The 23,869-nt window shown below is 71.3% G+C and carries 25 protein-coding genes; 14 read left to right on the top strand and 11 right to left on the bottom strand.

Annotation, left to right across the window (positions count from 1 at the left end):
• The first annotated feature begins 149 nt into the window (after window positions 1–149).
• Together ABD269_RS04450 and ABD269_RS04455 are read left to right on the top strand one after the other, a co-directional pair.
• A complete protein-coding gene (locus ABD269_RS04450; protein WP_425572830.1) occupies window positions 150–1,691 on the top strand; it encodes an MFS transporter in 1,542 nt (513 codons plus the stop codon).
• Between the two features lie 10 nt (window positions 1,692–1,701).
• Entirely contained in the window at window positions 1,702–2,325 is a 624-nt protein-coding gene (locus ABD269_RS04455) for a TetR/AcrR family transcriptional regulator (RefSeq protein ID WP_344116234.1), read from the top strand.
• A gap of 12 nt (window positions 2,326–2,337) precedes the next feature.
• Here the strand turns inward: ABD269_RS04455 and ABD269_RS04460 are convergent, their stop codons facing one another.
• Window positions 2,338–4,410, bottom strand: coding sequence for a thioredoxin domain-containing protein (locus ABD269_RS04460; RefSeq protein WP_344116236.1), 2,073 nt, complete (start codon window positions 4,408–4,410; stop codon window positions 2,338–2,340).
• Between the two features lie 157 nt (window positions 4,411–4,567).
• On the opposite strand from ABD269_RS04460, the gene ABD269_RS04465 reads away from it, so the two are divergent.
• Window positions 4,568–5,134, top strand: coding sequence for a Uma2 family endonuclease (locus tag ABD269_RS04465; RefSeq protein WP_344116238.1), 567 nt, complete (start codon window positions 4,568–4,570; stop codon window positions 5,132–5,134).
• A gap of 264 nt (window positions 5,135–5,398) precedes the next feature.
• Window positions 5,399–8,683, top strand: a complete 3,285-nt coding sequence (locus ABD269_RS04470) for a tetratricopeptide repeat protein (RefSeq protein WP_344116240.1) — start codon at window positions 5,399–5,401, stop codon at window positions 8,681–8,683.
• A 3-nt stretch (window positions 8,684–8,686) separates the two neighbouring features.
• Here ABD269_RS04470 and ABD269_RS04475 read toward each other — a convergent pair whose 3' ends face one another.
• The gene (locus tag ABD269_RS04475; RefSeq protein WP_425572831.1) at window positions 8,687–8,980 is read right to left on the bottom strand and encodes a hypothetical protein; all 294 of its coding nucleotides are present in this window, start codon (window positions 8,978–8,980) and stop codon (window positions 8,687–8,689) included.
• A gap of 4 nt (window positions 8,981–8,984) precedes the next feature.
• Window positions 8,985–9,854 carry a mycothiol conjugate amidase Mca gene (mca, locus tag ABD269_RS04480; RefSeq protein ID WP_301892772.1) on the bottom strand — a complete coding sequence of 290 codons (870 nt, stop codon included), beginning with the start codon at window positions 9,852–9,854 and terminating at the stop codon, window positions 8,985–8,987.
• Window positions 9,855–9,979: 125 nt separating this feature from the next.
• Between mca and ABD269_RS04485 the strand changes: the two genes are divergently transcribed.
• Together ABD269_RS04485 and greA are read left to right on the top strand one after the other, a co-directional pair.
• Complete coding sequence (locus tag ABD269_RS04485; RefSeq protein ID WP_344116243.1) at window positions 9,980–10,390, top strand: DUF4307 domain-containing protein; 411 nt, start codon at window positions 9,980–9,982, stop codon at window positions 10,388–10,390.
• A 186-nt stretch (window positions 10,391–10,576) separates the two neighbouring features.
• Window positions 10,577–11,074, top strand: a complete 498-nt coding sequence (gene greA, locus ABD269_RS04490; RefSeq protein WP_116213613.1) for a transcription elongation factor GreA — start codon at window positions 10,577–10,579, stop codon at window positions 11,072–11,074.
• A 61-nt stretch (window positions 11,075–11,135) separates the two neighbouring features.
• Here greA and ABD269_RS04495 read toward each other — a convergent pair whose 3' ends face one another.
• The 3 genes from ABD269_RS04495 to ilvA form a co-directional block, all read right to left on the bottom strand.
• Window positions 11,136–11,996 carry an ABC transporter permease gene (locus ABD269_RS04495; protein ID WP_344116245.1) on the bottom strand — a complete coding sequence of 287 codons (861 nt, stop codon included), beginning with the start codon at window positions 11,994–11,996 and terminating at the stop codon, window positions 11,136–11,138.
• Window positions 11,993–12,970, bottom strand: coding sequence for an ATP-binding cassette domain-containing protein (locus tag ABD269_RS04500; RefSeq protein WP_344116247.1), 978 nt, complete (start codon window positions 12,968–12,970; stop codon window positions 11,993–11,995). The genes ABD269_RS04495 and ABD269_RS04500 overlap by 4 nt, the downstream gene beginning before the upstream one ends.
• An 87-nt stretch (window positions 12,971–13,057) precedes the next feature.
• Window positions 13,058–14,278 (bottom strand): threonine ammonia-lyase, encoded by a 1,221-nt coding sequence (gene ilvA / locus ABD269_RS04505; protein WP_301894348.1) that lies wholly within the window; start codon window positions 14,276–14,278, stop codon window positions 13,058–13,060.
• 299 nt (window positions 14,279–14,577) lie between these two features.
• On the opposite strand from ilvA, the gene ABD269_RS04510 reads away from it, so the two are divergent.
• The 3 genes from ABD269_RS04510 to ABD269_RS04520 all read left to right on the top strand — a co-directional run bounded on the left by ABD269_RS04510 (window position 14,578) and on the right by ABD269_RS04520 (window position 15,854).
• Window positions 14,578–15,069: a MarR family winged helix-turn-helix transcriptional regulator gene (locus ABD269_RS04510; protein WP_301892777.1), complete on the top strand. Its 492-nt coding sequence runs from the start codon at window positions 14,578–14,580 to the stop codon at window positions 15,067–15,069.
• Between the two features lie 69 nt (window positions 15,070–15,138).
• Window positions 15,139–15,606, top strand: a complete 468-nt coding sequence (locus ABD269_RS04515) for a sigma factor-like helix-turn-helix DNA-binding protein (protein ID WP_344116250.1) — start codon at window positions 15,139–15,141, stop codon at window positions 15,604–15,606.
• On the top strand, window positions 15,603–15,854 hold the full coding sequence (locus ABD269_RS04520) for a hypothetical protein (RefSeq protein ID WP_344116252.1): 252 nt from the start codon (window positions 15,603–15,605) through the stop codon (window positions 15,852–15,854). The genes ABD269_RS04515 and ABD269_RS04520 overlap by 4 nt, the downstream gene beginning before the upstream one ends.
• 105 nt (window positions 15,855–15,959) lie before the next feature.
• Here the strand turns inward: ABD269_RS04520 and ABD269_RS04525 are convergent, their stop codons facing one another.
• Window positions 15,960–17,105: a cystathionine gamma-synthase gene (locus ABD269_RS04525; RefSeq protein ID WP_344116254.1), complete on the bottom strand. Its 1,146-nt coding sequence runs from the start codon at window positions 17,103–17,105 to the stop codon at window positions 15,960–15,962.
• A 154-nt stretch (window positions 17,106–17,259) separates the two neighbouring features.
• Here ABD269_RS04525 and ABD269_RS04530 point away from each other — a divergent pair, with 154 nt between their 5' ends.
• Both ABD269_RS04530 and msrA read left to right on the top strand, forming a co-directional pair.
• On the top strand, window positions 17,260–18,345 hold the full coding sequence (locus ABD269_RS04530) for a hypothetical protein (RefSeq protein WP_344116256.1): 1,086 nt from the start codon (window positions 17,260–17,262) through the stop codon (window positions 18,343–18,345).
• Between the two features lie 66 nt (window positions 18,346–18,411).
• Window positions 18,412–19,071 (top strand): peptide-methionine (S)-S-oxide reductase MsrA, encoded by a 660-nt coding sequence (gene msrA, locus ABD269_RS04535; protein WP_301892782.1) that lies wholly within the window; start codon window positions 18,412–18,414, stop codon window positions 19,069–19,071.
• 81 nt (window positions 19,072–19,152) lie between these two features.
• Here the strand turns inward: msrA and ABD269_RS04540 are convergent, their stop codons facing one another.
• Both ABD269_RS04540 and ABD269_RS04545 read right to left on the bottom strand, forming a co-directional pair.
• Window positions 19,153–19,866 (bottom strand): creatininase family protein, encoded by a 714-nt coding sequence (locus ABD269_RS04540; RefSeq protein WP_344116259.1) that lies wholly within the window; start codon window positions 19,864–19,866, stop codon window positions 19,153–19,155.
• Between the two features lie 32 nt (window positions 19,867–19,898).
• Window positions 19,899–20,030, bottom strand: coding sequence for a tetratricopeptide repeat protein (locus ABD269_RS04545; RefSeq protein WP_301892784.1), 132 nt, complete (start codon window positions 20,028–20,030; stop codon window positions 19,899–19,901).
• Between the two features lie 314 nt (window positions 20,031–20,344).
• Between ABD269_RS04545 and ABD269_RS04550 the strand changes: the two genes are divergently transcribed.
• Complete coding sequence (locus ABD269_RS04550) at window positions 20,345–20,653, top strand: hypothetical protein (RefSeq protein WP_301892785.1); 309 nt, start codon at window positions 20,345–20,347, stop codon at window positions 20,651–20,653.
• 22 nt (window positions 20,654–20,675) lie between these two features.
• Window positions 20,676–20,900 (top strand): hypothetical protein, encoded by a 225-nt coding sequence (locus ABD269_RS04555; RefSeq protein WP_344116262.1) that lies wholly within the window; start codon window positions 20,676–20,678, stop codon window positions 20,898–20,900.
• Between the two features lie 148 nt (window positions 20,901–21,048).
• Here the strand turns inward: ABD269_RS04555 and ABD269_RS04560 are convergent, their stop codons facing one another.
• Window positions 21,049–21,687 (bottom strand): TetR/AcrR family transcriptional regulator, encoded by a 639-nt coding sequence (locus tag ABD269_RS04560; RefSeq protein ID WP_344116264.1) that lies wholly within the window; start codon window positions 21,685–21,687, stop codon window positions 21,049–21,051.
• A 30-nt stretch (window positions 21,688–21,717) separates the two neighbouring features.
• Window positions 21,718–22,116: a hypothetical protein gene (locus ABD269_RS04565; protein ID WP_344116543.1), complete on the bottom strand. Its 399-nt coding sequence runs from the start codon at window positions 22,114–22,116 to the stop codon at window positions 21,718–21,720.
• A gap of 407 nt (window positions 22,117–22,523) precedes the next feature.
• Between ABD269_RS04565 and mgt the strand changes: the two genes are divergently transcribed.
• Window positions 22,524–23,735, top strand: coding sequence for a macrolide-inactivating glycosyltransferase (mgt, locus tag ABD269_RS04575; protein WP_344116265.1), 1,212 nt, complete (start codon window positions 22,524–22,526; stop codon window positions 23,733–23,735).
• Window positions 23,736–23,869: the final 134 nt, after the last annotated feature.

Consider the following 23,869-nt stretch of genomic DNA (forward strand, 5'->3'; position numbering starts at 1 on the left):
ACCCCTTATCGATCATCACTGATCTCACCCCTGCCCAGCACCCAGCGTCACACACCCCACTGACAATCAGCGTGCCATCAAGAGTTCACAGCGATTGACAGCCTCAACCTTTTGGGAGTTACTGCCACTTAACGCCGACTCCCGGAGGTATGCCCGTGAGCAATCGACCCGACCCACGGCGCTGGTGGGCCCTCGGCGCACTCGTCGCCTGCATGCTCGTCCTCGGTTTCGACACCACGATCCTCAGCGTCGCGCTGCCGGCCATGTCCACCCGACTGGGCGCCGACACCGGTCAGCAGCAGTGGATGGCCAACTCCTATCTCGTGGTGTTCGCCGCCCTGATGCTCCCCGCGGGCCTGCTCGGCGACCGCTACGGCCGTCGCCGCATGCTGATCACCGGGCTGACGGTCTTCCTCGGCGGCTCCTTGCTCGGCACCGTCGCCGACAGCCCCGGCCAGGTCATCGCCGCGCGCTCGGTCCTCGGGGTCGGCGGCGCGCTGATCATGCCCCTCGCCCTGTCCGTCCTGCCCGCGCTCTTCCCGCCCGAGGAGCGCACCAGGGCCGTGGGCCTGGTCTCCGCCGCCTCCGCGCTCGGCATGCCGCTCGGCCCGGTCGTCGGCGGCTGGCTCCTCGACCACTACTGGTGGGGATCGATCTTCCTGATCAACGTCCCGCTGGCGCTCGTCGGCATCCTCGCCTGCGTCTTCCTCCTCCCCGAGACCAGCGCCCCCTCCTCCCCCGCCGTGGACCCCCTCTCCACCGGTCTCGCCGTCACCGGCCTCGGCGCCTTCGTCTTCGCCCTCAACGAGGGCCCCACCCGCGGCTGGACCTCCGCCACTGTGCTCGGCACGCTCGCCGCCTCGGCGCTGCTGCTCGCCTCGCTCGTCGGCCGGGAGCGGGGCCGCTCCCGGCCGATGCTCGACCTGACCCTCCTGCGCCACCGCGGTTTTTTGTGGAACACCGCCGCCGCGTCACTGATCACCTTCACGTTCATGGGCCTGCTGTTCGTCCTGCCCACCTACCTCCAGGTGGTCAAGGGGCAGGACGCCTTCGGCACCGGGCTGCGGATACTGCCGATGATGGGCGGGCTGCTCGTCGCCTCCCGGGCGGCCGGTCCGCTCGTCCGGCGCTTCGGACCGCGGCCCGTCGTCACCGGCGCCCTGTTCGTCATGGCCGTCGCCGCGCTGCTGGGCAGCCGTACGGGCGTCCACGACGGCTACGGCTGGACGGCCCTGTGGCTGACCCTCACGGGCTTCGGGTTCGGCTTCGGCATCATTCCCGCCATGGACGGCGCGCTGGGCGCCCTGCCGCGCGACCGCGCGGGCAACGGCTCGGGACTACTGGTGACGCTGCGTCAGGTCGCCGGTGCCGTCGGCATCGCCGCACTCGGCAGCCTGATCGCGGGCACGTACACCCACCACCTCGACACGGCGGGGCTCCCTCCCACGCTGGCCGAGGCCGCCGACGCCTCCGTCGGGAGCGCCCACCAGGTGGCCGCCGAGCTGGGCAGCGAGGCCCTCGCCCGCTCGGCGGACGCCGCGTACCTCCACGGCATGGACCTCGCCCTGCTCGTCGCCGGCATCACCGCCACCCTGGCCGCCATGCTGACCACCGCCTGCCTGCCCGACACCCGCCCCGGCCGGTCCGTTTCCCGGAGTCACGCTGTGGTCGCCGAGATGACCGATGCCTGAGAATGCAGACATGTCCCCCGCGAACACCTCGTCCGCCGCGACGTCCGAGCCCAGGCTCGGGCTGCGCGAGCGGAAGAAGATCCAGACCCGTCAGGCGATCCGCCGCGCCGCCTACCTGCTCTTCGAGCGGCAGGGCTACGACGGGACCCCGATCGACCAGATCGCCGAGGCCGCGGACGTCTCCCCCAGCACCGTCTTCCGCTACTTCCCGACCAAGGAGGACATCGTCCTCACCGGCGAGTACGACCCGGTGATGGAGGCCGCCATCCGGGCCCGCCCCGCCGGCGAGAGCCCGGTCGAGGCCATCCGGCAGGGCGTCCTCGTGGCCATGCGCCAGATCATGGACAACGACATCGTCGAGCTCAGGCAGCGCACCCGACTCGTCCGCGAGGTGCCCTCCCTGCGCGGCCGCCAGGCCGAAGGCATGGGCCAGTCGGCCCGGATGCTGTGCACCGTCCTCGCCGAGCGCTCCGGCCGCGACGCGAACGACGTCGAACTGCGCGTCGTCACCAGCGCGATCCTCGGCGCCATGCACGAAGCCCTCATGTACTGGGTCGAACAGGGCCAGCAGGAAGACCTCATCGCCCTCATCGACCGCACCCTGGACGTCCTGGACCGCGGCCTCACCCTCTGACCGCGCCCCGCCTCACGCCTCCCCCGCCAGGCGCTCCGCCAGCACCTCCGGATCACCCGTCGGCGCATCGCAGGTGAAGGCGCGGCACACATAGGCGGCCGGCCGGCCGTCGAGGAGCGTCCGGTGTGCCAGCAACGGCACCTCGGCACCCGCCCCGTCACCGTCCGCGGGCGGGCCGCCGACCGCCACGGCCAGACCGGGCGCGGTGGACAGCAGGGCCGTGCGGTGCAGCTCGCGCGTGACCGGATGGTCCTCCGGACCGACCACCGCGACCTCCCGGGGACCGTCGAGCAGCGCCTCCGCGACCGCCAGCCCCCAGCTGATGAAGCGCGGAGCCCGCGGCCCCAGCGCCCGTACGACAGCGAGCGCCCGCTCCGCCGCCTCCCGGTGCGCGCTGCTGCCCGTGTACGCGGCATACGTCAGCAGCGCACCACAGGCGGCGGTCCAGCCGGACGGGGTGGCGGTGTCGGTGGGGTCCTGCGGGCGGCGGATGAGCGCCTCGGCGTCGTCGGCGGTGTCGAACAGGCTGCCGTCCGGGCCGGTGAAGTGGATCAGCACGGTTTCCAGGAGCAGCCCCGCGAAGTCGACCCAGACGCCCTCGCCGGTGACCGCGCTGAGCGTGAGGAAGCCCTCGGCGACATCGGCGTAGTCCTCCAGGACACCCGCGTGGGTGCCCGCGGCGCCGTCCAGGGAGGTGCGGAACAGCCGTGCGTGCCAGTCCATATGGGTGCGCACGAGCAGATCGGCGGCGTCCGTCGCGGCCTGGATCAGATCCGGGCGGTCGAAGTACGCGCCGGTCTCGGCGAGCGCGGCGACGGCCAGGCCGTTCCACGCGGCCACGACCTTGTCGTCGCGGCCGGGCCGGGGCCGCTGCTCGCGCGCCGCCAGCAGCCTGGCCCGCACCGACGCGAGCTTCCCGGCATCGAAGAGCCGCTCGCGGTCGGGCAGCTGGAGGACGGAGGCGCCCTCCTCGAACGTGCCCTCCTCGGTGACGCCGAAGTGCGCGGCCGCGAGCAGCGCTTCCTCCTCGCCCAGGACCTCCCTCAGCTGCTCGGGGGTCCAGACGTAGAACGCCCCCTCCACGTGCTCGCCCGACCCGTCGGCCACGGCGCTGTCGGCGTCCAGCGCGGACGCGAACCCGCCCTGCTCCGTGCGCATTTCACGAACCAGGAAATCAGCCGTCTCCAGGGCCACGCGCCGCGCGAGGTCGGATCCCGTCGCCCGCCACAGGTGCGCGTAGACGCGGCACAGCAGGGCGTTGTCGTAGAGCATCTTCTCGAAGTGCGGCACCGTCCAGGTGGCGTCCACCGCGTACCGCGCGAAGCCGCCGCCGAGCTGGTCGTAGATCCCGCCGCGCGCCATCGCCTCGCACGTGGCCTGCACCATCTGGAGCGCGGCCTCGGAACCCGTACGGGCGTGGTGGCGCAGCAGGAACTCCATGGCCATGGACGGCGGGAACTTCGGCGCGCCCCCGAACCCGCCGCGCACGGCGTCGAATTCCCGGGTCAGCCCCATCAGCGCCTGGTGGAGGTCCTCGGCGGCCGGCGGCTGAGCGCCCTCCTTCTCGCCCGGCATGCCGAGGGCGAGGGTGCGCTCGGACAGATCCCGCACGATCCGGCCCGCGACCTGCCCGACCTCGTCGCGGCGATCCGCCCACGCGGCCCGTACGCCCTCCAGCACCTGGGGGAACGACGCCGATCCGTGCCGGGGCGCGGGCGGGAAGTAGGTGCCGAAGTAGAAGGGCTCGGCGTCGGGCGTGAGGAAGACGGTCATGGGCCAGCCGCCGTGCCCGGTGGCGGCCTGGACGGCCTCCATGTACACGGCGTCGATGTCGGGCCGCTCCTCGCGGTCGACCTTGACGGAGACGAAGTGCTCGTTGAGGAAACCGGCGGTCTCCACGTCCTCGAAGGACTCGTGGGCCATCACATGACACCAATGGCACGCCGAGTAGCCGACCGACAGCAGAACGGGCACATCGCGCCGCCGTGCTTCCTCGAAAGCCTCCGGCGTCCAGGGCCACCAGTCGACCGGATTGTCAGCGTGCTGAAGCAGATAAGGCGAGGTCGCGCCAGCCAACCGGTTCATGCGACCCAGCCTCTCACAATGCCCAGCCCCGCCTGCGAGGCCCGCACAGGCGCTGCCTCGCTCGGCGCTCTCCCGAATCGGGCACCCCGGCATCACAGGACAGTAGGCTGAGGCCGGCAGCGCTGGAACTGTCGAGGCTCCTCGAAGGAGGTACGTCATGACCGCCGAGATGATGGCACCCGCGTGGATGCATACGCAGATCAGCGCGGAGCAGTACGACTCCTGGTCAGAGGAGCAGTGCGAAGGCATTGAGATCGTGGACGGGATGGTCGTCGTGAGCCCGAGCGCCTCCAAGCGGCACAACCGGCTGGCCCGGATCCTGGCCAATGCCCTGGACGCCGCCGCAGGCCCGGACTGGAACGCCGACACGGACTTCGACGTCCGCCTGCAGGACGTTCCACTCACCAACCGCCGTCCGGACGTCGTCGTCTACCGGGCGGAGACCATCGATCTCACGCCCACCCGCCCCGAGCACGTACTCCTGGTCGTCGAGGTCGTGTCGCCCGGCTCGGAAACCACCGACCGGATCGTGAAGGTGGACCAGTACGCCAAGGCCGGCATCCCCTTCTACTGGCGGGTCGAACAGGCCGCCACCGGCGTCCCGATCATCTACACCTACGTTCTCGACCCCGCCACCAAGGCCTACAGGGACGGCGAGATGTTCACCGGCGTGATCACGGCTGCCGCGCCCTTCTCCGTGACTGTCGACCTGGGATCCATCTGACAGCGAAGGTGACACGCAGGTCCTCACCGCGGTCGTTACCGCCGTCGACCTCCTGCACGATGCGCCCGTGGCGCTCCAGCAGCGCACGCATCTCATTCACGGCCATGCGCCCAACACGCCGACTCTCAGGCGCCTTCGGCAGCCCGCCTCCACGCGGGCCCGAGGATGAGTTATCCACAGGGCTGCCGGAAATCTCGCGGAGACGGAACACTTGAGGCACTGAGCACTTGGGGCACAGAGCGATCGCTGGTGGAGGGGGAAGCCATGGCGGGAGTGCGGGCCGTTCTGAGGGACAGTCACCGAACGGAAGTCGAAGGTCTGCTGGGTCGGATGGTGGAGGAGGAGGTCCGCCGTTCGGGTGGGGCCACCGACGGCGCGGCGCTGCTGCGCCGCGCGCGGACGGAGCTGGAGGCGATAGCGGCCAAGGCCACCGAGGAGTACGAGGCGTATGTGCACGCGCTCGACGAGGAGGCGGCCACCCGGCGGCCCTTGACGGCCGGGCTCACCCGTTCGGCGCTGGCCACCCCCGCGCTGGTCACAGCGGTGGCGGCGCTCACGGCGGCGGGCACGGACCTCGGTTTCGGCACCTCGGCGGGCACGGCGCTGGGCGCGGGCGTCGGCGTGGCGGTGGCGGGCTCCGCGGCCACGGTCCTCAAGCTGACCGCGGGGCACTGGCCCGCCGCGCACCGGCGGGCCGGGCTGCGGGGGCAGCCGGGCGGCGCGCAGCAGTTGAGACTGGCGTGGCTGACAGCGGTCGAGGTGCGCGGGGTGCGGCCGTTCCTCGACCAGCAGCGGATGCTGTCCGCGGCGACGCGGGCCAATGGCGGCGGGCGGACGACGGGGCGGCCCGGCGCGGACGGCACGGCGCGGGGGCCGGTGCTGCGCGGCGCGGACCGCAGCGCCGCGGCCCGGCGGCGCAATGTGCTGGAGCACTCCTTCGACCACATCCCGGAGGCGGTGGGCCCGTTCGCGGGCCGCCGCGACCACCTCGCGCGGATCGCCCAGTGGGTGCATCAGGCGCGGGCGAGCACGGAGACCAAGCCGACGGTGGTGCTGCTGCACGGACCGCCCGGCTCGGGGCGCTCCACGCTCGCGATCCGGGCGGTGCACCACCTGCGCGACCAGTTCCGCGGCGCGTCCGTGGTGGATCTGCGCGGCGAGTCCGACGAGCCGCCGCTGCCGACGCGCGACGCCCTGCTGCATCTGCTCAACCGGCTGGGCGCACCCCGTGACCAGCTGCTCTTCCGCGAGCGGTCCTCGCGCGAGCAGCACCTCAAACGGCTCTCGGAGCTCTATCACCAGCACCTCACCGACCTGCCGGTGACGGTCGTGCTGGACGACGCGTCGGACGCGGAGCAGATCCGCACCCTGATCCCCGAGCATTCCGAGAGCCTCGTCCTGGTCACGGCGCGGGCCCCGCTGGCCCTGCCGCCCGACCTGGTGGCGTGGGTGCACGAGCTGCCTGTCGGCCCGCTGGACGAGGCGGGCGCGGAGGAGCTCCTGCGGGCGGCGTCCGAGGAGCCGCAGGCCGGGCCGTACGACGAGAAGGCCCTGGCGCAGGTGCGTGAGCTGTGCGGCGGGCTGCCGCTGGCCCTGCGGGTGGCGGGTTCCTCCCTGGGCGAGCGCGACCCCCACCTGCTGGCCGCGGAGCTGGCGGCGTCCGGGCAGGACGACCCGGTGGAGCGCGTGCTGTGGCTGCGCTACATCGACCAGAGCGACAGCGCCCGGCAGCTGCTGCGGCGGATGGCGCTGGCGGGCCGGGCTTCGCTGGGCGCGGCCGCGGCGGCGGCGCTGCTCGCGCAGGACGAGCGGGAGGCCGGGCGCGAGCTGGCGGCCCTGGCCCGGGCGGGCCTGATCGAGCAGGTCCGCGCCGGCCGCTATCGGATGCACGACCTGGTCCGGTCCTTCGCGCACGCGCGGCTGCACGAGGAAGAGGGGCCGGGCGAGCTGAGCGCGGCGCAGGAGCGGCTGATCCGCAGCTACGCGGAGCTGGCGGACTCCGTGATCCGGATGGTCGACGGCAAGACCTCGACGCGGGCCGACATGTTCGTCAAGGGCGCGGCCGGCGGCCACGGCTTCACGTCGCTGGACGCGGCGCTGCGCTGGCTGGACGACGAATCGAGCTTCATCACGGCGGCGCTGCGGCACACCGAGGGCGTCGACCAGGCGGCGGTGCTGCATCTGCTGGGCGCCCTGTGCGACTACTGCCTGCTGCGCGGCGACCTGTACCGCCTGGGTGAGCTGAGCGAGCTGACCCGCAAGACCGACCGGAGCCTGCTGGTCCGCTCGGTGCAGTGGCGCACGGGCATCGCGGCCCGGCAGCTGGGCGAGCTGGACACCTCCCGTACGACGCTCTCGTCCGTCGTGGATCTGTATTTCGACGCCGAGCACCCCGCGGGAGCCGCCCGGGCGCTGCGCGATCTGGGCGTCACCCTCCAGCACCAGGGCCAGTTGCGCGAGGCGACCGACAAGCTGCGGGAGGCGCTCGCCCTCCAGGGCGCCCGGGAGCTGAGCGGGGACCGGGCGTGGACGCTGCACGCGCTGGCCGCCGTGGAGCGCGACCGCGGCGGGATAGCGCGGGCGCTGGAGCTGCTGACCGAGGCGCTGGAGCTGCACCGCGAGAGCGAGAGCCTGCACGGGCAGGCGTGGGCGCACTTCCAGCTCGGTCAGGTGCGGCTGCGGATGGGCCAGGTCGAGCGGGCGGAGGCGGACTTCCGCGAGGCCCAGGAGCTCTACGGCCGCACCCAGGACGGCCGCGGCGAGGCCTGGGCGCTGACCCAGCTGGCGCGGGCCCGGCTCGTCGCGGGGGACGCGGGCGCGGCGGTGGAGCAGCTGCACCGGGCGGCGTCCCGGCACCGGGAGAACGAGGACGCCCGCGGCGAGGCCTGGTCGCTGTATTACCTGGGCCTGTCGCTGGAGGACGGCGGCGACCGGGCGGCGGCCCTGCGCGCGCTGGAGCGGGCGCGCACCATGTTCAACCGGATGAGGGACGCCTATGGCCTGGCCTGCGCCCGGCACCACGCGGCGCGGGTGACCCGCGACCAGCGGGCGGCGCAGACGGGCAGCCTGCGCAACAGCGGCTTCGCCCGGCAGTTGCTCCAGGACGCGCGGGCGGATTTCCGGCGGCTGGGCGTGCCGCACGGGGAGGCGTGGTCGTGTGTGGAGCTGGCCGTCGTCGACGCGGGCAACGGCCGGTCCGACTCCGCGCTGGAGCTGGTGACGGAGGCGGAGCGGCTGTTCTCGGGCTACGGCGACCGGCGGGGCGCGGCCTGGGCCCGGTTCCTGCGGTGCACGCTGCTGCCGCTGACCTCGGCGGGCGGCTCCGTGGTGGGCACGGCGGTGGCGCAGGAGGAGCTGGCGCAGCTGCTGTTCGAGCTGCGGTCCGCCGACTGGACGACGGACCCGACGCTGGAGGACTGCGCGGACGCGTTCGCCCTGCTGCTGGAGCGCGGCGTCGAGCCGGAAGAGGGATGGCAGGCATGGCGGCTCGGCATGGTGCCGGGCCGCCGTGCCCGGGAGGTCATGGCGGTGCTGCCCCGTGACAGCTGACCGTCAGCCTTCGGTGGCGTCCTTGCCGTCGGCCTTGGCGCCGCCGCGTGCCGTCGCCGCCGGGGCGGTGGCCGGAGCGGCGGTCGCGGCCATGGCCACGGCGCCCTCCGGGATCTCGTCGAAGGCGACCTTCTTCATGTGCTTGTTCATGCTCTTCATCAGCACCCACACGGCTGCGCCGAGGAGAGCGAAGACGATGAAGCCGAGGACCCCGGGGGTGACCTTGTTCTTGTCAAGATCGTCAGCGGCGAGCGGCACGAGGTGGGTGGCGGCGAGGGAGACAGTCGCGCTCATCATGGGCTCAATTGTTGCGGATGCCCGCGAAGAGGTCGTCCTCGGGGAGGGATGTCCCGACGAGAGACTTCGCCAGTTCGTACTCCTCGGTGGGCCAGACCTCCCGCTGGAGGTCCAGCGGCACGCGGAACCAGCCGCCGTCGGGGTCGATCTGCGTGGCGTGCGCGATCAGCGCCTTGTCACGGATCTCGAAGAAGTCACCGCAGGGCACATACGTGGTCAGGGTCCGCTCGCGGCCCATCTTGTGCCACCGCTCCAGCCACTCGCCGTAGGGGGACTCCATGCCCCGCGCCAGGAGCGCCTCGTGGAGGGCGAGGGTGCGCGGCCGGTTGAAGCCCTGGTTGTAGTAGAGCTTCTGCGGCTGCCAGGGCTCGCCTGCCTCGGGGTAGCGCTCGGGGTCGCCCGCCGCCTCGAAGGCCACCATCGAGATCTTGTGGGTCATGATGTGGTCGGGGTGCGGATAGCCGCCGTTCTCGTCGTACGTGGTGACCACATGCGGACGGAACTCCCGGATGAGTTTCACCAGCGCGCCGGCCGCCTCGTCGACGTCCTGGAGCGCGAAGCAGCCCTCGGGCAGCGGGGGCAGCGGGTCGCCCTCGGGCAGCCCGGAGTCCACGAAGCCCAGCCACTCCTGCTTCACGCCGAGGATGTCGCGCGCCTCGTCCATCTCCTTGGCGCGCACCTCGTGGATGTGCTCCTCGATGTACGGGTCGCCCTGGAGCTTGGGGTTGAGGATGGAGCCGCGCTCACCGCCCGTGCAGGTCGCGACCAGCACGTCCACCCCCTCGGACACGTACTTGGCCATCGTGGCCGCGCCCTTGCTCGACTCGTCGTCGGGGTGGGCGTGCACGGCCATCAGTCGCAGCTGCTCAGTCAAGGCTTGATCCTCAGTCACTGGTCACGGCCCGTCTTATCGGTGTTTCGGGGCGCCTCCTATAGTGACCGAAGCAGGCGACGTTTCATTCCGGTCACTGGGACCGGTCCCAGACCAGGAGGAAGATCATGGCTGCGGCACGCGAGGGGCTGCCCGACGGTCGTTACGGCCGGTCGGCGGACCAGCGCGCGGACCGCAAGCTCAAGATCGTCGCCGCGGTGCTGGGCACCGCGCTGGCCGGGCTGCTCGTCTGGTTCGGTGTGCACTACCTCACCAAGACGGATGTCAGCGCCCAGTTGATCCGCTCCAAGCCGATGACGGACACCACCGTGCAGGCGGTGCTCGAGGTCCGCAAGAACAAGGCGGACACGGGCGTCTGCACGCTGCGCTCGCTGGGCACCGACGGCTCCGAGGTCGGCCGGGTCGACGTCACGCTGGACCGCCGCGAGGATCACTTCACCGAGCGCGTCACGTTCCGCACCACCAGGCACGCGGCCGCGACCGAGCTCGAGGGCTGCACCACCACTTCCCGGGGCTGACCGGCGCTGACCTGCGTTGACGCGTTTCTTGCGCAGTTTCTCCCCGCGGCTTCTTCCCCCTTTCCGGACCTAATTGTTAGGCTCGTGGTTTCGCCCACCTTTGAAGGTGCACCCTTCTGAGTAGGGCGTTCATTTGTATCCCCGATGTATCCCCAAGTTTTTCCCCAGTACCGACGAGGAGCACCTGTGACCCAGACCAGCGACAACGTCACCTGGCTGACTCAGGAGGCGTACGACCAGCTCAAGGCCGAGCTGGAGTACCTGTCTGGTCCCGCTCGCACCGAGATCGCGATGAAGATCGCGGCGGCCCGCGAGGAGGGTGACCTGCGAGAGAACGGCGGTTACCACGCGGCCAAGGAGGAGCAGGGCAAGCAGGAGCTCCGTGTGCGCCAGCTCACCCAGCTGCTGGAGAACGCCAAGGTCGGCGAGGCTCCGGCGGCGGACGGCATGGTCGCCCCCGGCATGGTCGTCACCATCGCCTTCGACGGCGACCCGGACGACACCCTGGACTTCCTGCTGGCCTCCCGGGAGTACGCGAGCTCGGACATCGAGACCTACTCCCCGCAGTCCCCGCTGGGCACCGGCGTGAACGGCAAGAAGATCGGCGCCGACGCGGAGTACGAGCTGCCCAACGGCCGCAAGGCCAAGGTCCGCATCCTGGACGCCAAGCCGTACCAGGGCTGAGCCCTCGCGAAGAGCCCCGGATCCCTCATGGGTCCGGGGCTCTTCGCGTGCCGGGGGCCGCTCAGGCGGTGGCCGAGCGGTATTTGCGCACCGACAGCGTCCGGAAGGCCACGATGATCAGCACCGACCAGATCAGTGAGGCCCACACCGGGTGCTGCATCGGCCACGCGGACGGCACCGGATAGCCGTCCGGCAGATTGCCGAAGAGCCGCCGGGCCGCCTGCACGGTCGCGCTGAAGGGGTTCCACTCGGCGATGTTGCGCAGCACCATCGGCATGTTGTCGGACGGCACGAACGCGTTCGAGATGAAGGTCAGCGGGAAGAGCCAGATCAGCCCTCCCGAGGTGGCCGCCTCCGGGGTGCGGACGGACAGCCCGATCAGGGCGCCGATCCAGGAGAAGGCGTAGCCGAGCAGGAGCAGCAGGGCGAAGCCCGCCACCGCCTTGGGGATGCCCGCGTGCGTCCGCCACCCCACGATCACCGCGACGACCGCCAGCACCACCAGCGTCAGCGCGGTCTGCACCAGGTCCGCGAGCGTACGGCCCGTGAGCACGGCCCCGCGCGCCATCGGCAGCGACCGGAAGCGGTCGATGAGCCCCTTGTGCATGTCGTCGGCGATGCCCGCGCCCGCGCCCGCCGTGGCGAAGGTCACGGTCTGGGCGAAAATGCCCGCCATCAGGAACTGCCGGTAGGCGGAGGGGTCGGTGTTGCCGCCCACGGCGATCGAGCCGCCGAAGACATAGCTGAACAGCACCACGAACATGATCGGCTGGATCAGCCCGAAGATGACCACCTCCGGGATCCGCGCCATCCGGATCAGATTGCGCTTGGCGACGACGAGGGAGTCGCGCACGGACTGGCCGACACCGCCGAGCGCCCCGGGTGTCACGGCCCTGCCGGCGGCGCCGCTGAGGGTGCTCACGAGACCGCCTCCTTCCCGTCCTGCTCCTCCTCGCTCACGGCGGCGTGCCCCGTGAGCGAGATGAAGACGTCGTCCAGTGTCGGGCGGCGCAGCGCGATGTCGTCGATCTCGATGCCGCGCCCGTCGAGCTCTCTGATGACCTCGACGAGCAGTTTGGCGCCGCCGGAGACCGGGACGGTGACCTTGCGGGTGTGTGCCTCGATCTTGGAGTCGCCCTTGCCGAAGCCGCGCAGGACCTCGTCGGCGACGCCGATGTGCTCGGGCGCGTGCACGACGACCTCGACGCGCTCGCCGCCCGTGCGGGCCTTGAGCTCGTCGGAGGTGCCGCGCGCGATGACCTTGCCGTGGTCGACCACCGCGATGTCGTGCGCGAGGTGATCGGCCTCCTCCAGATACTGCGTGGTGAGCAGCAGGGTCGTGCCCCCGGCGACGAGCTCCTGGATGACCTCCCACAGCTCCTGGCGGTTGCGCGGGTCGAGGCCGGTGGTCGGCTCGTCCATGAACATCACGGGCGGGCTGACGACCAGGGCCGCGGCGAGGTCGAGACGGCGGCGCATGCCGCCGGAATAGGTCTTGGCGATGCGGTCCGCGGCGTCGGCGAGATGGAAGCGCTCCAGCAGTTCGCCCGCGCGGGCCTTCGCGTCGCGCGCGCTCATCTGGTAGAGCTGGCCGACCATCCGCAGATTCTCACGGCCCGTCAGATATTCGTCGACGGCGGCGAATTGGCCGGAGAGTCCGATGGCGCGGCGGACCTCGTTGGGTTTCTTCAGTACGTCGATGCCCGCCACCACGGCCGTTCCCGAGTCCGGCTGGAGGAGCGTGGTGAGCACACGTACGGCGGTGGTCTTGCCGGCGCCGTTGGGGCCGAGCAGTCCTAGAACGGTTCCTTCCGGTACGTCGAGATCGACGCCGTCCAGAGCCCTGACATCGCCGAAAGTCTTGACCAGGCCTTCGGCAAAAATGGCGCCTGGCATGGAGGTTCTCCCCGTTTGGGTGACGTATTACGCGATTTTACGTTCGTAGTAGTCGTTCCGCCCTGTGAATGAACCTCCCTCGCCGGATCAGTCCATGACCAGATATCCCGCGTCCCGCAAGGCCGAACCCACCTCGGCGCAGTGCTCAGGCCCCTTGGTCTCCAGGTGCAACTCCACCTCCGCCTCCGTGAGCCCGAGCCGCGGATCGGTCCGCACATGGCTCACGTCGAGGACGTTCGCGTCGACCTCCGACAGCACCTCCAGGAGCGCGGCCAGCGCCCCGGGGCGGTCCGTCAGCCGCAGCCGCAGCGACAGATAGCGGCCCGCGGCCGCCATGCCGTGCCGCAGGATGCGCTGCATCAGCAGCGGGTCCACATTGCCGCCCGACAGCACCGCGACCACGGGCCCCTCGAACGACCCGGGGTCGGACAGCAGCGCCGCCACCGGGCTCGCCCCGGCCGGCTCCACCACCAGCTTCGCCCGCTCGAGGAGGAGCAGCAGCGCGCTGGAGAGCTCGTCCTCGGAGACCGTGCGGACCTCGTCCACCAGCTCCGCGATGATGCGGAACGGCACCTCGCCGGGCCGCCCCACCTTGATGCCGTCCGCCATCGTCGCCGGCGCCTCGACCGAAACCGGGTGCCCGGCGGCCAGCGAGGGCGGGTAGGCGGCCGCGCCCGCGGCCTGGACCCCCACGATCCGTACGTCGGGCCGCAGCGCCTTCACCGCCACCGCGATGCCCGCGGCCAGCCCGCCACCGCCGATGCCCACCACGATGGTGCGCACCTCGGGGCACTGCTCCAGGATCTCCAGGCCCACCGTGCCCTGGCCCGCGATGACGTCCGGGTGGTCGAAGGGGTGGATGAAGACCGCGCCGGTCGACCGCGCGTACTCCTGCGCGGCCCGCATCGTCTCGTCCACGATCTGCCCGTAGAGGCGCACCTCGGCACCGTACTCCCGGGTCGCGGCGACCTTCGGCAGGGGCGCGCCCTCCGGCATGAACACCGTGGAGCGCACGCCCAGGAGCGCGGCCGCCAGGGCCACGCCCTGCGCGTGGTTGCCCGCGCTGGCGGCCACCACGCCCGCCGCGCGCTCCTGTTCGGAGAGCCCCGCGATGCGCACATACGCGCCGCGCACCTTGAAGGAGCCCGTCCGCTGGAGGTTCTCGCATTTCAGGTGGACCGGCGTTCCGACCAGCCCGGACAGGAAGCGGCTGCTCCCGAGCACGGTGGTCCGGGCCACCCCGGAGAGCATCTTCTGGGCGTCGAGCACCTCGTCGAGGGAGACATCCGGCACGGACGCGCCGGACATCGGCGGAACCGCACCCGACTGAGCGGATACGTCGGACATGGCGGACGCCCCGAGGCCGTCCTCGTCACCAACTCGTGCAGCCATGCCGCCCAGTCTCGCAGCTCGCACCTGTGACGACCGACGCAGGAGGGATACAGCACGACATACCGGCACGGCGTACGGCGAGGCGTACGCGACCACGCATGACACCGCATACCGAGCGGTTTGCGAAGCGCCCGTACGGGCGCCCTTCCGGCCGCGTACTCTGTCCCCCAATCCTCAGCGATTCCCTGCCCGCCGCACGAAGTGAGCCCCAGGCCATGCCCACCCCTTCGGACATGACGACCGACCTCGCCCCAGGCGTCCTCGACGCCCTCCAGCACCAGGTGGCCGTCTTCGCCCGCCGCGCCGAACAGACCCGGCTCGGCGGTGTAGGCCAGGTCCGCAACTCCATGGACCGCGCCGCGTATCTGCTGCTCAACCGCCTAGACCAGGAAGGCCCGATGGGTGTCAAGGCGCTCGCCGCGGGCATGGGCATCGACTCCTCGACCGTCACCCGCCAGGTGGCGCCGCTGGTCGACACCGGCCTCGTCAAGCGCACCTCGCACCCCGAGGACGGCCGCGCCGTCGTCCTCCAGCTCTCCCCCCGCGGCAAGGCCCGCCTCGACGAGGTACGGGCCTCGCGTCGCGAGCTGATGGCCCTCGTCACCGAGGGCTGGACCGAGGACGAGCGTGACGTCTTCTGCAACCTGCTCACCCGCTTCAACTCCGCACTCTCCGACGCGCTCCTCCCGGTCGCCCCCACTTCTTGACGACCTCTTGACCGGGCGCCGCCGTCTGCCCTCTCCTGGTGCCTACGAACAGGAGCGCGCGGAGGCGCGGTGCGAGAGCGACAGGCGGCCAGGGAGCGCCGCCGCGCCCGGGAGTTCGAGACGTTCGTCGGGGGCGCGGGCGGCAGGCTGCTGCGTGCCGCCGTCCTGCTCACCGGGGAGACCGGCCCGGCCGGCGCGGGCCCGTACGAGGCCGCCGAGCGGCTGTTGACGGCCGCTCTGGCCGACACCTACGCCTGCTGGGACCGGCTGCGCGGCGAGGACCCGTACGACCATGCGCGGCAGGAACTCGCGGCCCGTTTCGCGCGCTCCGCCCGGCGCTATCGCCACACCCGCGGCGGCGTCCTGGAACGCCTCGCTCCGCGGGAGCGGCTGGTGCTCGTGCTGCGCCTCCACGAAGGCGTCGCCGAGGAACAGGTCGCGGCCTGCCTTGGCCTGCCCGCGGAGCGCGTACGCGTCCTGTGCACGCGCGCGGTCGCCGTCCTGCGCAGCCGCCGGACGCCCTCGGGTGTGCCGTGAGCCCGTACGACCGCAAGGAAGACGAGATACGCAGGATGCTGGAGAGCCCGCATCCGGCGCTGCCGCCGGACCTGGCCCTGCGGGCGGCTGAGCGGGGCCGTCGCCTGCTGCGCAGACGGCGGGCCGTGCGGGTGGCGGCGTGGGGGCTGCTGGTGGTCGCGCTGGCGGTGTTCTGTGTGTGGGCGGCGACCGCGAGGCCCTGGGCCGTACCGCCGGTGGACGTGGCGCCGCCGCTGCGCGACTGGTAACCACTGGTGGCGACTTGGTGGCACTTGGCAGCGCCCGTCAGCGCCGCTTCCGCGGACGCCGGCTCCCTTGGGGTGGCACGGCGTCCGGGGAAAGGCGGGCTTCGGCTAGCCCAGCGCCTGCGCCAGGTCGGCCAGGAGGTCGTCCGCCGACTCGATGCCGACCGACAGGCGCACGAGGTCCGCGGGGACCTCCAGCGGGGAGCCGGCCGTGGACGCGTGCGTCATCCGGCCCGGGTGCTCGATGAGCGACTCCACGCCGCCCAGGGACTCACCGAGGGTGAACAGCTGGGCGCGGTTGCAGACCTCGACCGCCGCCGCCTCGCCGCCCGCGACGCGGAAGGACACCATGCCGCCGAAGGCGCGCATCTGCTTGGCCGCGACCTCGTGCAGCGCGTGCTCCGGCAGACCCGGGTAGAAGACCTGGGTCACCTTCGGGTGCGAGACGAGCATCTCGGCCACGCGCTCCGCGTTGGCGCTGTGCCGGTCCATGCGGACGGCCAGCGTCTTGATGCCCCGCAGCGTCAGCCAGGAGTCGAACGGGCCCGCGACGGCGCCCATCGCGTTCTGGTGGTACGCCAGCTCCTCGGCCAGCGTGGCGTCCGCCGTGATGAGCGCACCGCCGACGACGTCGGAGTGGCCGCCCATGTACTTCGTGGTGGAGTGGACGACGACGTCCGCGCCCAGCGACAGCGGCTGCTGCAGGTAGGGGCTGGCGAAGGTGTTGTCGACGACCAGCTTCGCACCGGCCTCGTGGGCGACGCCCGCGACGGCCGCGATGTCGGTGATGCCGAGCAGCGGGTTGGACGGCGTCTCGACCCAGACGGCCTTCGTGCGGGGCGTGATCGCGGCCCGCACCGCCGCCGGGTCCGAGGTGTTGGCCACCGACCACTCGACGCCCCAGCGGCTGATGACCTTGGCGAAGAGCCGGAACGTTCCGCCGTAGGCGTCGTCCGGGATGACGACGTGGTCGCCGGGCGACAGGAGCGTACGCAGCAGGCAGTCCTCGGCCGCCAGGCCCGACGCGAAGGCGAGGCCGCGGCGGCCGCCCTCCAGCGCCGCCAGGTTCTCCTCCAGCGCGGTGCGCGTGGGGTTGGCACTGCGGCTGTACTCGTAGCCGTTGCGCAGGCCGCCGACGCCGTCCTGCTTGTAGGTGGAGACTTGGTAGATGGGCGGGACCACGGCCCCGGTCAGCGGATCCGCCTCCTGACCTGCGTGGATGGCGAGGGTTTCAAAAGAGTGCTGGTCGCTCATTACACCGAGGGTAGTACCCCGTTCACGTGAACACTCCTGTCATTTGTAACTGGAGGATGAACGATCCGCGGGTCTGCGGCGTTGTCACTCAGAGGGCCGCCATGCTCACCTCCGCCCTGTCTCCCGTTTCTGCCCCGTTCTGTCAGGAAAGCCCATGGAGTATCTGTTCATCCTGTTCGCCGTCGTCGTCATCTGCGGCGTCCTGGTCGTCCCCGCGCTGCGCCGCAGGCGCGCCGGGCAGGACGTCCTCCAGGGGCACCAGGCGGCCGTCGACCCGGCCGGGGCGTACGGCTTCGTCCCCGCCGAGCAGCTCGACGTGCGCCTGCCCGGGCCCGACCCGCAGCTGCTCGCGGCCGTCGAGGAGGCGAGCCGCACACAGGACTGGAAGCCCGCCGCCGAGCTCCTGACCCGCACGGACGCCACCACGGACGCCGAGCTGCGCTGGCAGCGCGTGCAGACCCTGGCGGGCGCGGCCGCCCATGAGCTGGCCCAGGCTCCGGGCACCGGCGGGATGTGGCTGCGGCACTGGCGGGTCGTGGCCCCGAAGGACGCGGGCGGCGCGGCCGTGCAGGCGGAGTTCCTGGTCCAGCAGGCGCTGCGCGACCCGTCCTCGCAGGACTACCGGATGATCCTGGAGGAGGCCCGCACGGTGTGCGGGGAGGCCGCCCTGCTGGCCCCGGGCGACCCCGTGCCGTACATCGTCCAGCTGGGCGTCGCGCGGGGGCTCGGCGCCAGCGAAGCGGAATTCCAGTCCGTCTGGGAGACGGTCGTCAGCCGCGCGCCACACCACATGGGGGCACACCTGGCCGCCCTGCGCTACTGGAGCGCGAAGTGGCACGGCTCGCGGGAACAGGCCGACGCCTTCGCCCGCCGCGCCGCCGCGTCCGCGCCGTCCGGCAGCCTGCTGCCGGCCCTCCCGCTCTTCGCCGTCCACGACCACCTGCCGGACATGCTGTCCCGCGACGCGTTCCTCGGCACCGTCGTGTCCGAGGCGATCGCGGGAGCCCAGTTCGCGGTGGCGGGCGCGCCCGCCGACCACCCCGTACTGCCGCACGTGCGCCATCTGCTGGTCTGGTTCCTGGTCCGGGCCGAGCGGTACGCGGAGGCGATGGAGCAGCTGCGCGCGGTCGACGGGCACATCGGCGCGGTGCCGTGGTCGTACGAGGCGGACCCGGTCGCGGCGTACGCGACGTACCGCGCGCTGGCCGTTGCGGGCTGGGAGCAGTCGGGCGGGCGCTGAGAACGGGAATCGGCCTCCGCTCTCGTACGTTGTAGGGAGGACGCCACCTCCCTTGGAGCCGCCGCCATGCTGTTCTCGCGCCACGAAACCCGCCTGCCGACCCCGGACGAGGCCCTCAAGGGCCGCCCGGAACCGGAATTCCGGCTCCCCGGACGCCACACCGTCCTGGGCAACCCGCTGGCCGGCCCCTACCCCGAGGGCCTGGTCGTCGCCGACTTCGCCCTGGGCTGCTTCTGGGGCGCCGAGCGCAAGTTCTGGCAGACGCCGGGTGTGTGGACGACGCTGGTCGGCTATCAGGGCGGCCACACGCCGAACCCGGCCTACGAAGAGGTGTGCAGCGGTCTCACCGGCCACACGGAGGCCGTGCGCGTCGTCTTCGACCCGTCGGCGGTCTCCTACGAGTCCCTGCTGAAGCTCTTCTGGGAGTCCCACGACCCCACCCAGGGCTTCCGCCAGGGCAACGACAGGGGCACGCAGTACCGCTCCGCGATCTACACCCACTCCCCCGCGCACCAGTCGACGGCGGAGGCGTCCCGCGACGCCTACCAGTCGGTCCTCCGCTCCTCGGGCTACGGCGCCATCACCACGGAAATCCTCCCGGCGGGCCCGTTCTACGCGGCGGAGCCGTACCACCAGCAGTACTTGGACAAGAACCCCACGGGCTACTGCGGCATCGGCGGCACGGGCGTCTCGTGCCCCGTGGGCGTGGCCAAGGCGGACGGCTGACGCTGCGCCTGACGCGAGAACGGCGATCGGCGCTCCTCCTCTCCGGTACGCCCGGTGGGAAGGAGACGTCGATCGTTGCCGTTAGCGCTGGCTGATCACGTTCAAGTGGGAACTCGCTGACCGCGAGAAGCTGTCCAGGAGCGCCTTCCCCTTGGCCGCCGTCGCCAACGACGGCCGGCCGATGATGCCGTTGGTCGTGTAGCCCTGCATGCCCAGGGTGAGCAGGTGCGGGCGCTTGGGTGCCGAGTGGTCGTCCGCCTCAATGCCGTCGTGGACGAGGTGGGGCGCGCCGTGGAGGAGGAGTGAGACCTCGAACTCGCCGCCGTGCATGTCTTCGGCCCCGCTGCTCTCCAGCGCCGCGTCCGCGCGGGCCTGGGCGCGGTCCTCGCTGACGGGGAAGAGGGCGACGCGGGGGCCGTCGACGTTGAGCTCCTGGACGACGTTGGACAGGACGTAGTTGCCGCCGTGGCCGTTCACGATGATCAGTCCGGGGTGGCCGGAGGCTTCGAGTGATCTCCAGATGTCGTTGACCATCGCGTACAGCGTGGCGGCGCCGATGCTCACGGTGCCCGCCATGGGGGCGTGCTCGTGGGAGCAGGTGATGGTGATGGGCGGCAGGAGGAACAGGTCGTGGTCATCGGCGAGGCGGCGGGCGATCAGGCAGGCGATGGCCGTGTCGGTGATCAAGGGCAGGTGGTCGCCGTGCTGTTCGAAGCTGCCCACGGGGAGGACGGCGACGGCGGGGCCGCGTCGACGCTCGTCGCCGGTGGTGGCTTGCGTGATCAATTCGTCCATGAGTTCAGCATCTCTCATCAAATCTGAGCTCGTCAGGCCACGAACTGATGCCCGGCCAGCTGGCCCTCGAAGAGCTCGATCGCCCTGTGCGGGTCGCCGAGATCGATCCAGCAGTTGGCGCGCTGGATCTCGATGTACGTCGGCGTGCAGTACGAGGTATCCACCGTCGTGACCGGCCCGGCAGCAGGGGGCTCGGATGCGAATGCATGGGCCTCGTCGAACTTGGCGAGCGTGGCCCTGGGCTTCTTGCTGGGCGGCGAGAGCCGTGATCTGCGGCGTGAGGTCCGGCAGTCGCTGGGCGGCCCGTGCCAGTCCGACGGCGCGCTCCGCGCTGGACCTGGCGGTGGCCTGGTGGCTCTTGCGGAACAGGATGTACGACTGCATGTGGTCGTCCGCGGCCTCCTGGGCCCATTCCATCGAGCGGTCGGACCACAGGGCGGCACGGCGGAAGTCCCCAAGGTCCTGGTACAGCCAGCCGATGAACTCGGCGACCCGGCCGCCGGTGCGCAAGAGCGATTGCCGGGACGTACCGGTGGCGGTCTCCAGCAGCCGCGCGATGCTCTGCGCGTGCTGCACGGCGGGCGGGATGCTGGAGCGGGCGCCGAAGAAGTTCGCGCCCTTGTACTGCTCGGGCAGCTGGCTTTCGATGAGCGCGGCGACGAACTCGGGGTCGGTGGCGCCATCACCGGGATCACTCGTGGCGGCATCGTCCAGGAAGCCGACCGCGTCGTCCGCTCCCGCGCCGGCTTCGGCGGCCGCAGTCGAGAAGGGTGGTCCGGCCGGGTGATAAGGCGTTCGAGATCGGCGACGTGGAGTTCGGGGCTGAGGAGTTCGACCCGGACGCGGCGCTGTGGGTACGCGGGGTGGACTACGTGATGGGCTGGGCTGCGGCGCGTGACGCGGCGGCGGAGCTCGGTGCGGCGCTGGTGTCGGCGGGCCTGGAGGCGTCCGGGGTGCGGCTGCGGGCGGGCTCGGCGGCGGATGGCTCGGGGTGGTGCGGCTGGAGCTGTCGACGGCGGCGGCCGTGGAGGTAACCCGGCTGGCTGCACGCTTCGGAAAGGTCAGTTGAGTGGTGCCCGGTGGCCTGGATCCTGCTCGGCGAGTCCGGCGCCATCCGCTGCTCATACCGTCGCTCCTACGCCACTCCCGTGGTCAGCAGGGTGACGGCCGTGATAAAGAGCGTCAAGTGGCCGTTGGGGGGAGGCTGATGGCCGCGACAATGAGGTCGGCGAGGGCGTCCGCATAGTGGTGGACGTCGGCCTCGGGATGGTCGTGGAGGTAGGTGAGCATCGTGTCGATGGCTCCCTGGTAGGTGACCGCCATGACCCGGGTGTCGAAGCTGCGGAGTGTGCCCTCTTCCTGACCGCGCCGGAACAGGGCTTCCTGGCCTTGGTAGGTCTGCTCGTAGTCGGTGAGGCCGAGCCGTGGGGTGCCGTCGGCCTTACGCAGATTGGTGCTGATCTGTCGCATCGCGGTCAGCTCATCCTGGTGCGTTGTACCCAGATTGGCCGCACGGCGAATCGCGGCGCGAAGGACCTCGGGGACCGGATCGGTCAGGACGAGAGAGTCTGCGATGGCCTGTCTCGTGGTCGCCAGAGTGGTCCTGGCGGCCGTTTCCATCAGGTGATCCTTGTCCGTGAAGTAGTGCGAGACCAGACCTTTGGAGACCTCCGCCCGCTCGGCAATCCGGGCCAAAGAGGCGCTCTCGTAGCCGAGTTCAGCGACCACCGCGACGGTGGCCTTGATGATCTGTGTCCGGCGCACTTCCTCGCTGAGGCGCTGGCGGGTGCGTGGGCGAGGTTCCGAGTGGGGCGTGTTCACAGCATCATTCCTTGCGGGTCAGTACGCCGGTCAGCGGCGCGCCGAACGGCGGACCAGGATAAGCAGTGCCGCCATCCAGAGAGCGATCGCCACCATCTCGACCCGCATCCACTCTGGGAAGGCGTCCGGCAGGGCGGCTTCCACCAGGTTCACGACGAGCAGCGCCGCAGCGATGATGCCGAGTGCCCGTACCGCCCTGGTGCTGCCCGACCGGGCCGCCCGGAGTCGCACCAGAAGGAGGACCGCGAAGAACATGACGATCAGGGCGTGCCCCCATGCCTCCTCAGTCGCCTGCCCCGGCGCCGTGGACGCCAGGAGCGCCAGCGCCACGAGGGTTGCGGCCGTGGCTGCGACGTAGCCCCACACCAGTGCACTGACGGCACCGAGTCGATGAGGTGTGCGTGCTTGCATCCCAACGCTATTGACCATGCGGCCAATATTATTGACCGCATGGTCAATGTCAATACCGAGCTTCCCCTCTTGGCCATTGCCGCAGTGAGTACCGCCGCGAGGATGCGTTCCCGTGTTCCGTCCGCGACCCACCCGATCAGGCGCTCGTGGGCGGCCTGAAAGACCCCGGCGCGCTGGGCAGGTCTCGCCAGGGCGGACGCCTTCGCACCGCCGGTAGCCCTGCGTTGCCGGCGGTGGGGCGCCCGGCCGGGACCGGCCGCCAGGCCGCAGCCCGGACCGGGGCGGCCCGGCCGCCCGGCGCGCCGCAGGCGCGCCCTTGAAGTAAGTGAAGAAGGTTTGCGTGAGCCGCCCCATCGGCATGGCGCCCGAAGCGGCAGACCAAAAAGAAGTTGAACGAGACGTCTCGTCTCCCTTAGCTTGAGGGCATGACGGCCCAAAAGCAAGGCAAACGCGCCCATATCGCCATGTTCTCCATCGCCGCCTATGGGCATGTGAACCCGAGCCTCGAAGTGATCCGGGAGCTCGTCGCCCGAGGGCACCGCGTCACGTACGCGATTCCTCCCCGCCTGGAGAAGGAGATCGCCGAGACCGGTGCCGAGCCGGTCCTGTACCGCACGACGCTGCCGTCGCCCGACAGCGACCCGTCGGCGTGGGGGACCACGCTCCTCGACAACGTCGAGCCGTTCCTGGACGACGCGATCCAGGCGCTGCCACAGCTCGTCGAGGCGTACCAAGGGGACGAGCCGGACCTCGTACTGCACGACATCACCTCGTATCCGGCACGCGTCCTCGCTCACCGCTGGGGTGTGCCCGCGATCTCCCTCTCGCCGAACCTCGTCGCGTGGGAGGGGTACGAGGAGGAGGTCGCCGAGCCGATATGGGCAGAGCCCAGGGAGACCGAGCGCGGCAGGGCGTACTACGAGAAGTTCACCAACTGGCTGGCGGAGAACGGGATCACGCAGCATCCCGATCCGTTCGTCGGGCGACCCGGCCGGTCGATCGTGCTCATCCCCAAGGCGCTGCAGCCGCATGCCGACCGGGTCGACGAGAACGTCCATTCCTTTGTCGGCGCCTGCCAGGGCGACCGCACGGCGCAGGGCAACTGGGAGCGTCCCGCGGACGCCGAGCGTGTGCTGCTCGTCTCGCTCGGCTCGTCCTTCACCAAGCAGCCCGGTTTCTACCGCGAGTGCGTCAAGGCGTTCGGCGACCTGCCGGGCTGGCACATCGTGCTCCAGGTGGGCAAGCACGTCACCGCCGACGAGCTCGGGGAGATCCCCGGGAACGTCGAAGTGCACGACTGGGTGCCACAGTTGGCGGTCCTGAGGAAGGCCGATGCCTTCATCACGCACGCCGGCGCGGGAGGCAGCCAGGAGGGCCTGGCCACCGCCACTCCCATGGTGGCCGTCCCCCAGGCCGTCGACCAGTTCGGCAACGCGGACATGCTCCAGGGGCTCGGCGTGGCCCGCCACCTCCCGATGGACCAGGCGGACGCCGCCACCCTCCGGGCGGCGGTGCTCGCGCTCGTCGCCGATCCGGAAGTGGGACGCCGCCTCACGGCCATCCAGCGGGAGATGGCTGCGGAGGGCGGCACCCGGCGGGCGGCTGACCTCATCGAGGCCGAACTGCCTGCTGGGTAAAGGCGGCGGCACCGGTCTTCACCGAGCCCCGTCTGCTCCCGCAGACGGGGCTCGGGGCTTTCCGCGGAAGCCGGTTGGCGCCCCCGCGCGCTCTGCCCTCGGCAGATCTGCCACGGGCAGAGAAAGCTGACGTC

Source organism: Streptomyces blastmyceticus, assembly GCF_039521185.1.
Taxonomy (GTDB): domain Bacteria; phylum Actinomycetota; class Actinomycetes; order Streptomycetales; family Streptomycetaceae; genus Streptomyces; species Streptomyces blastmyceticus.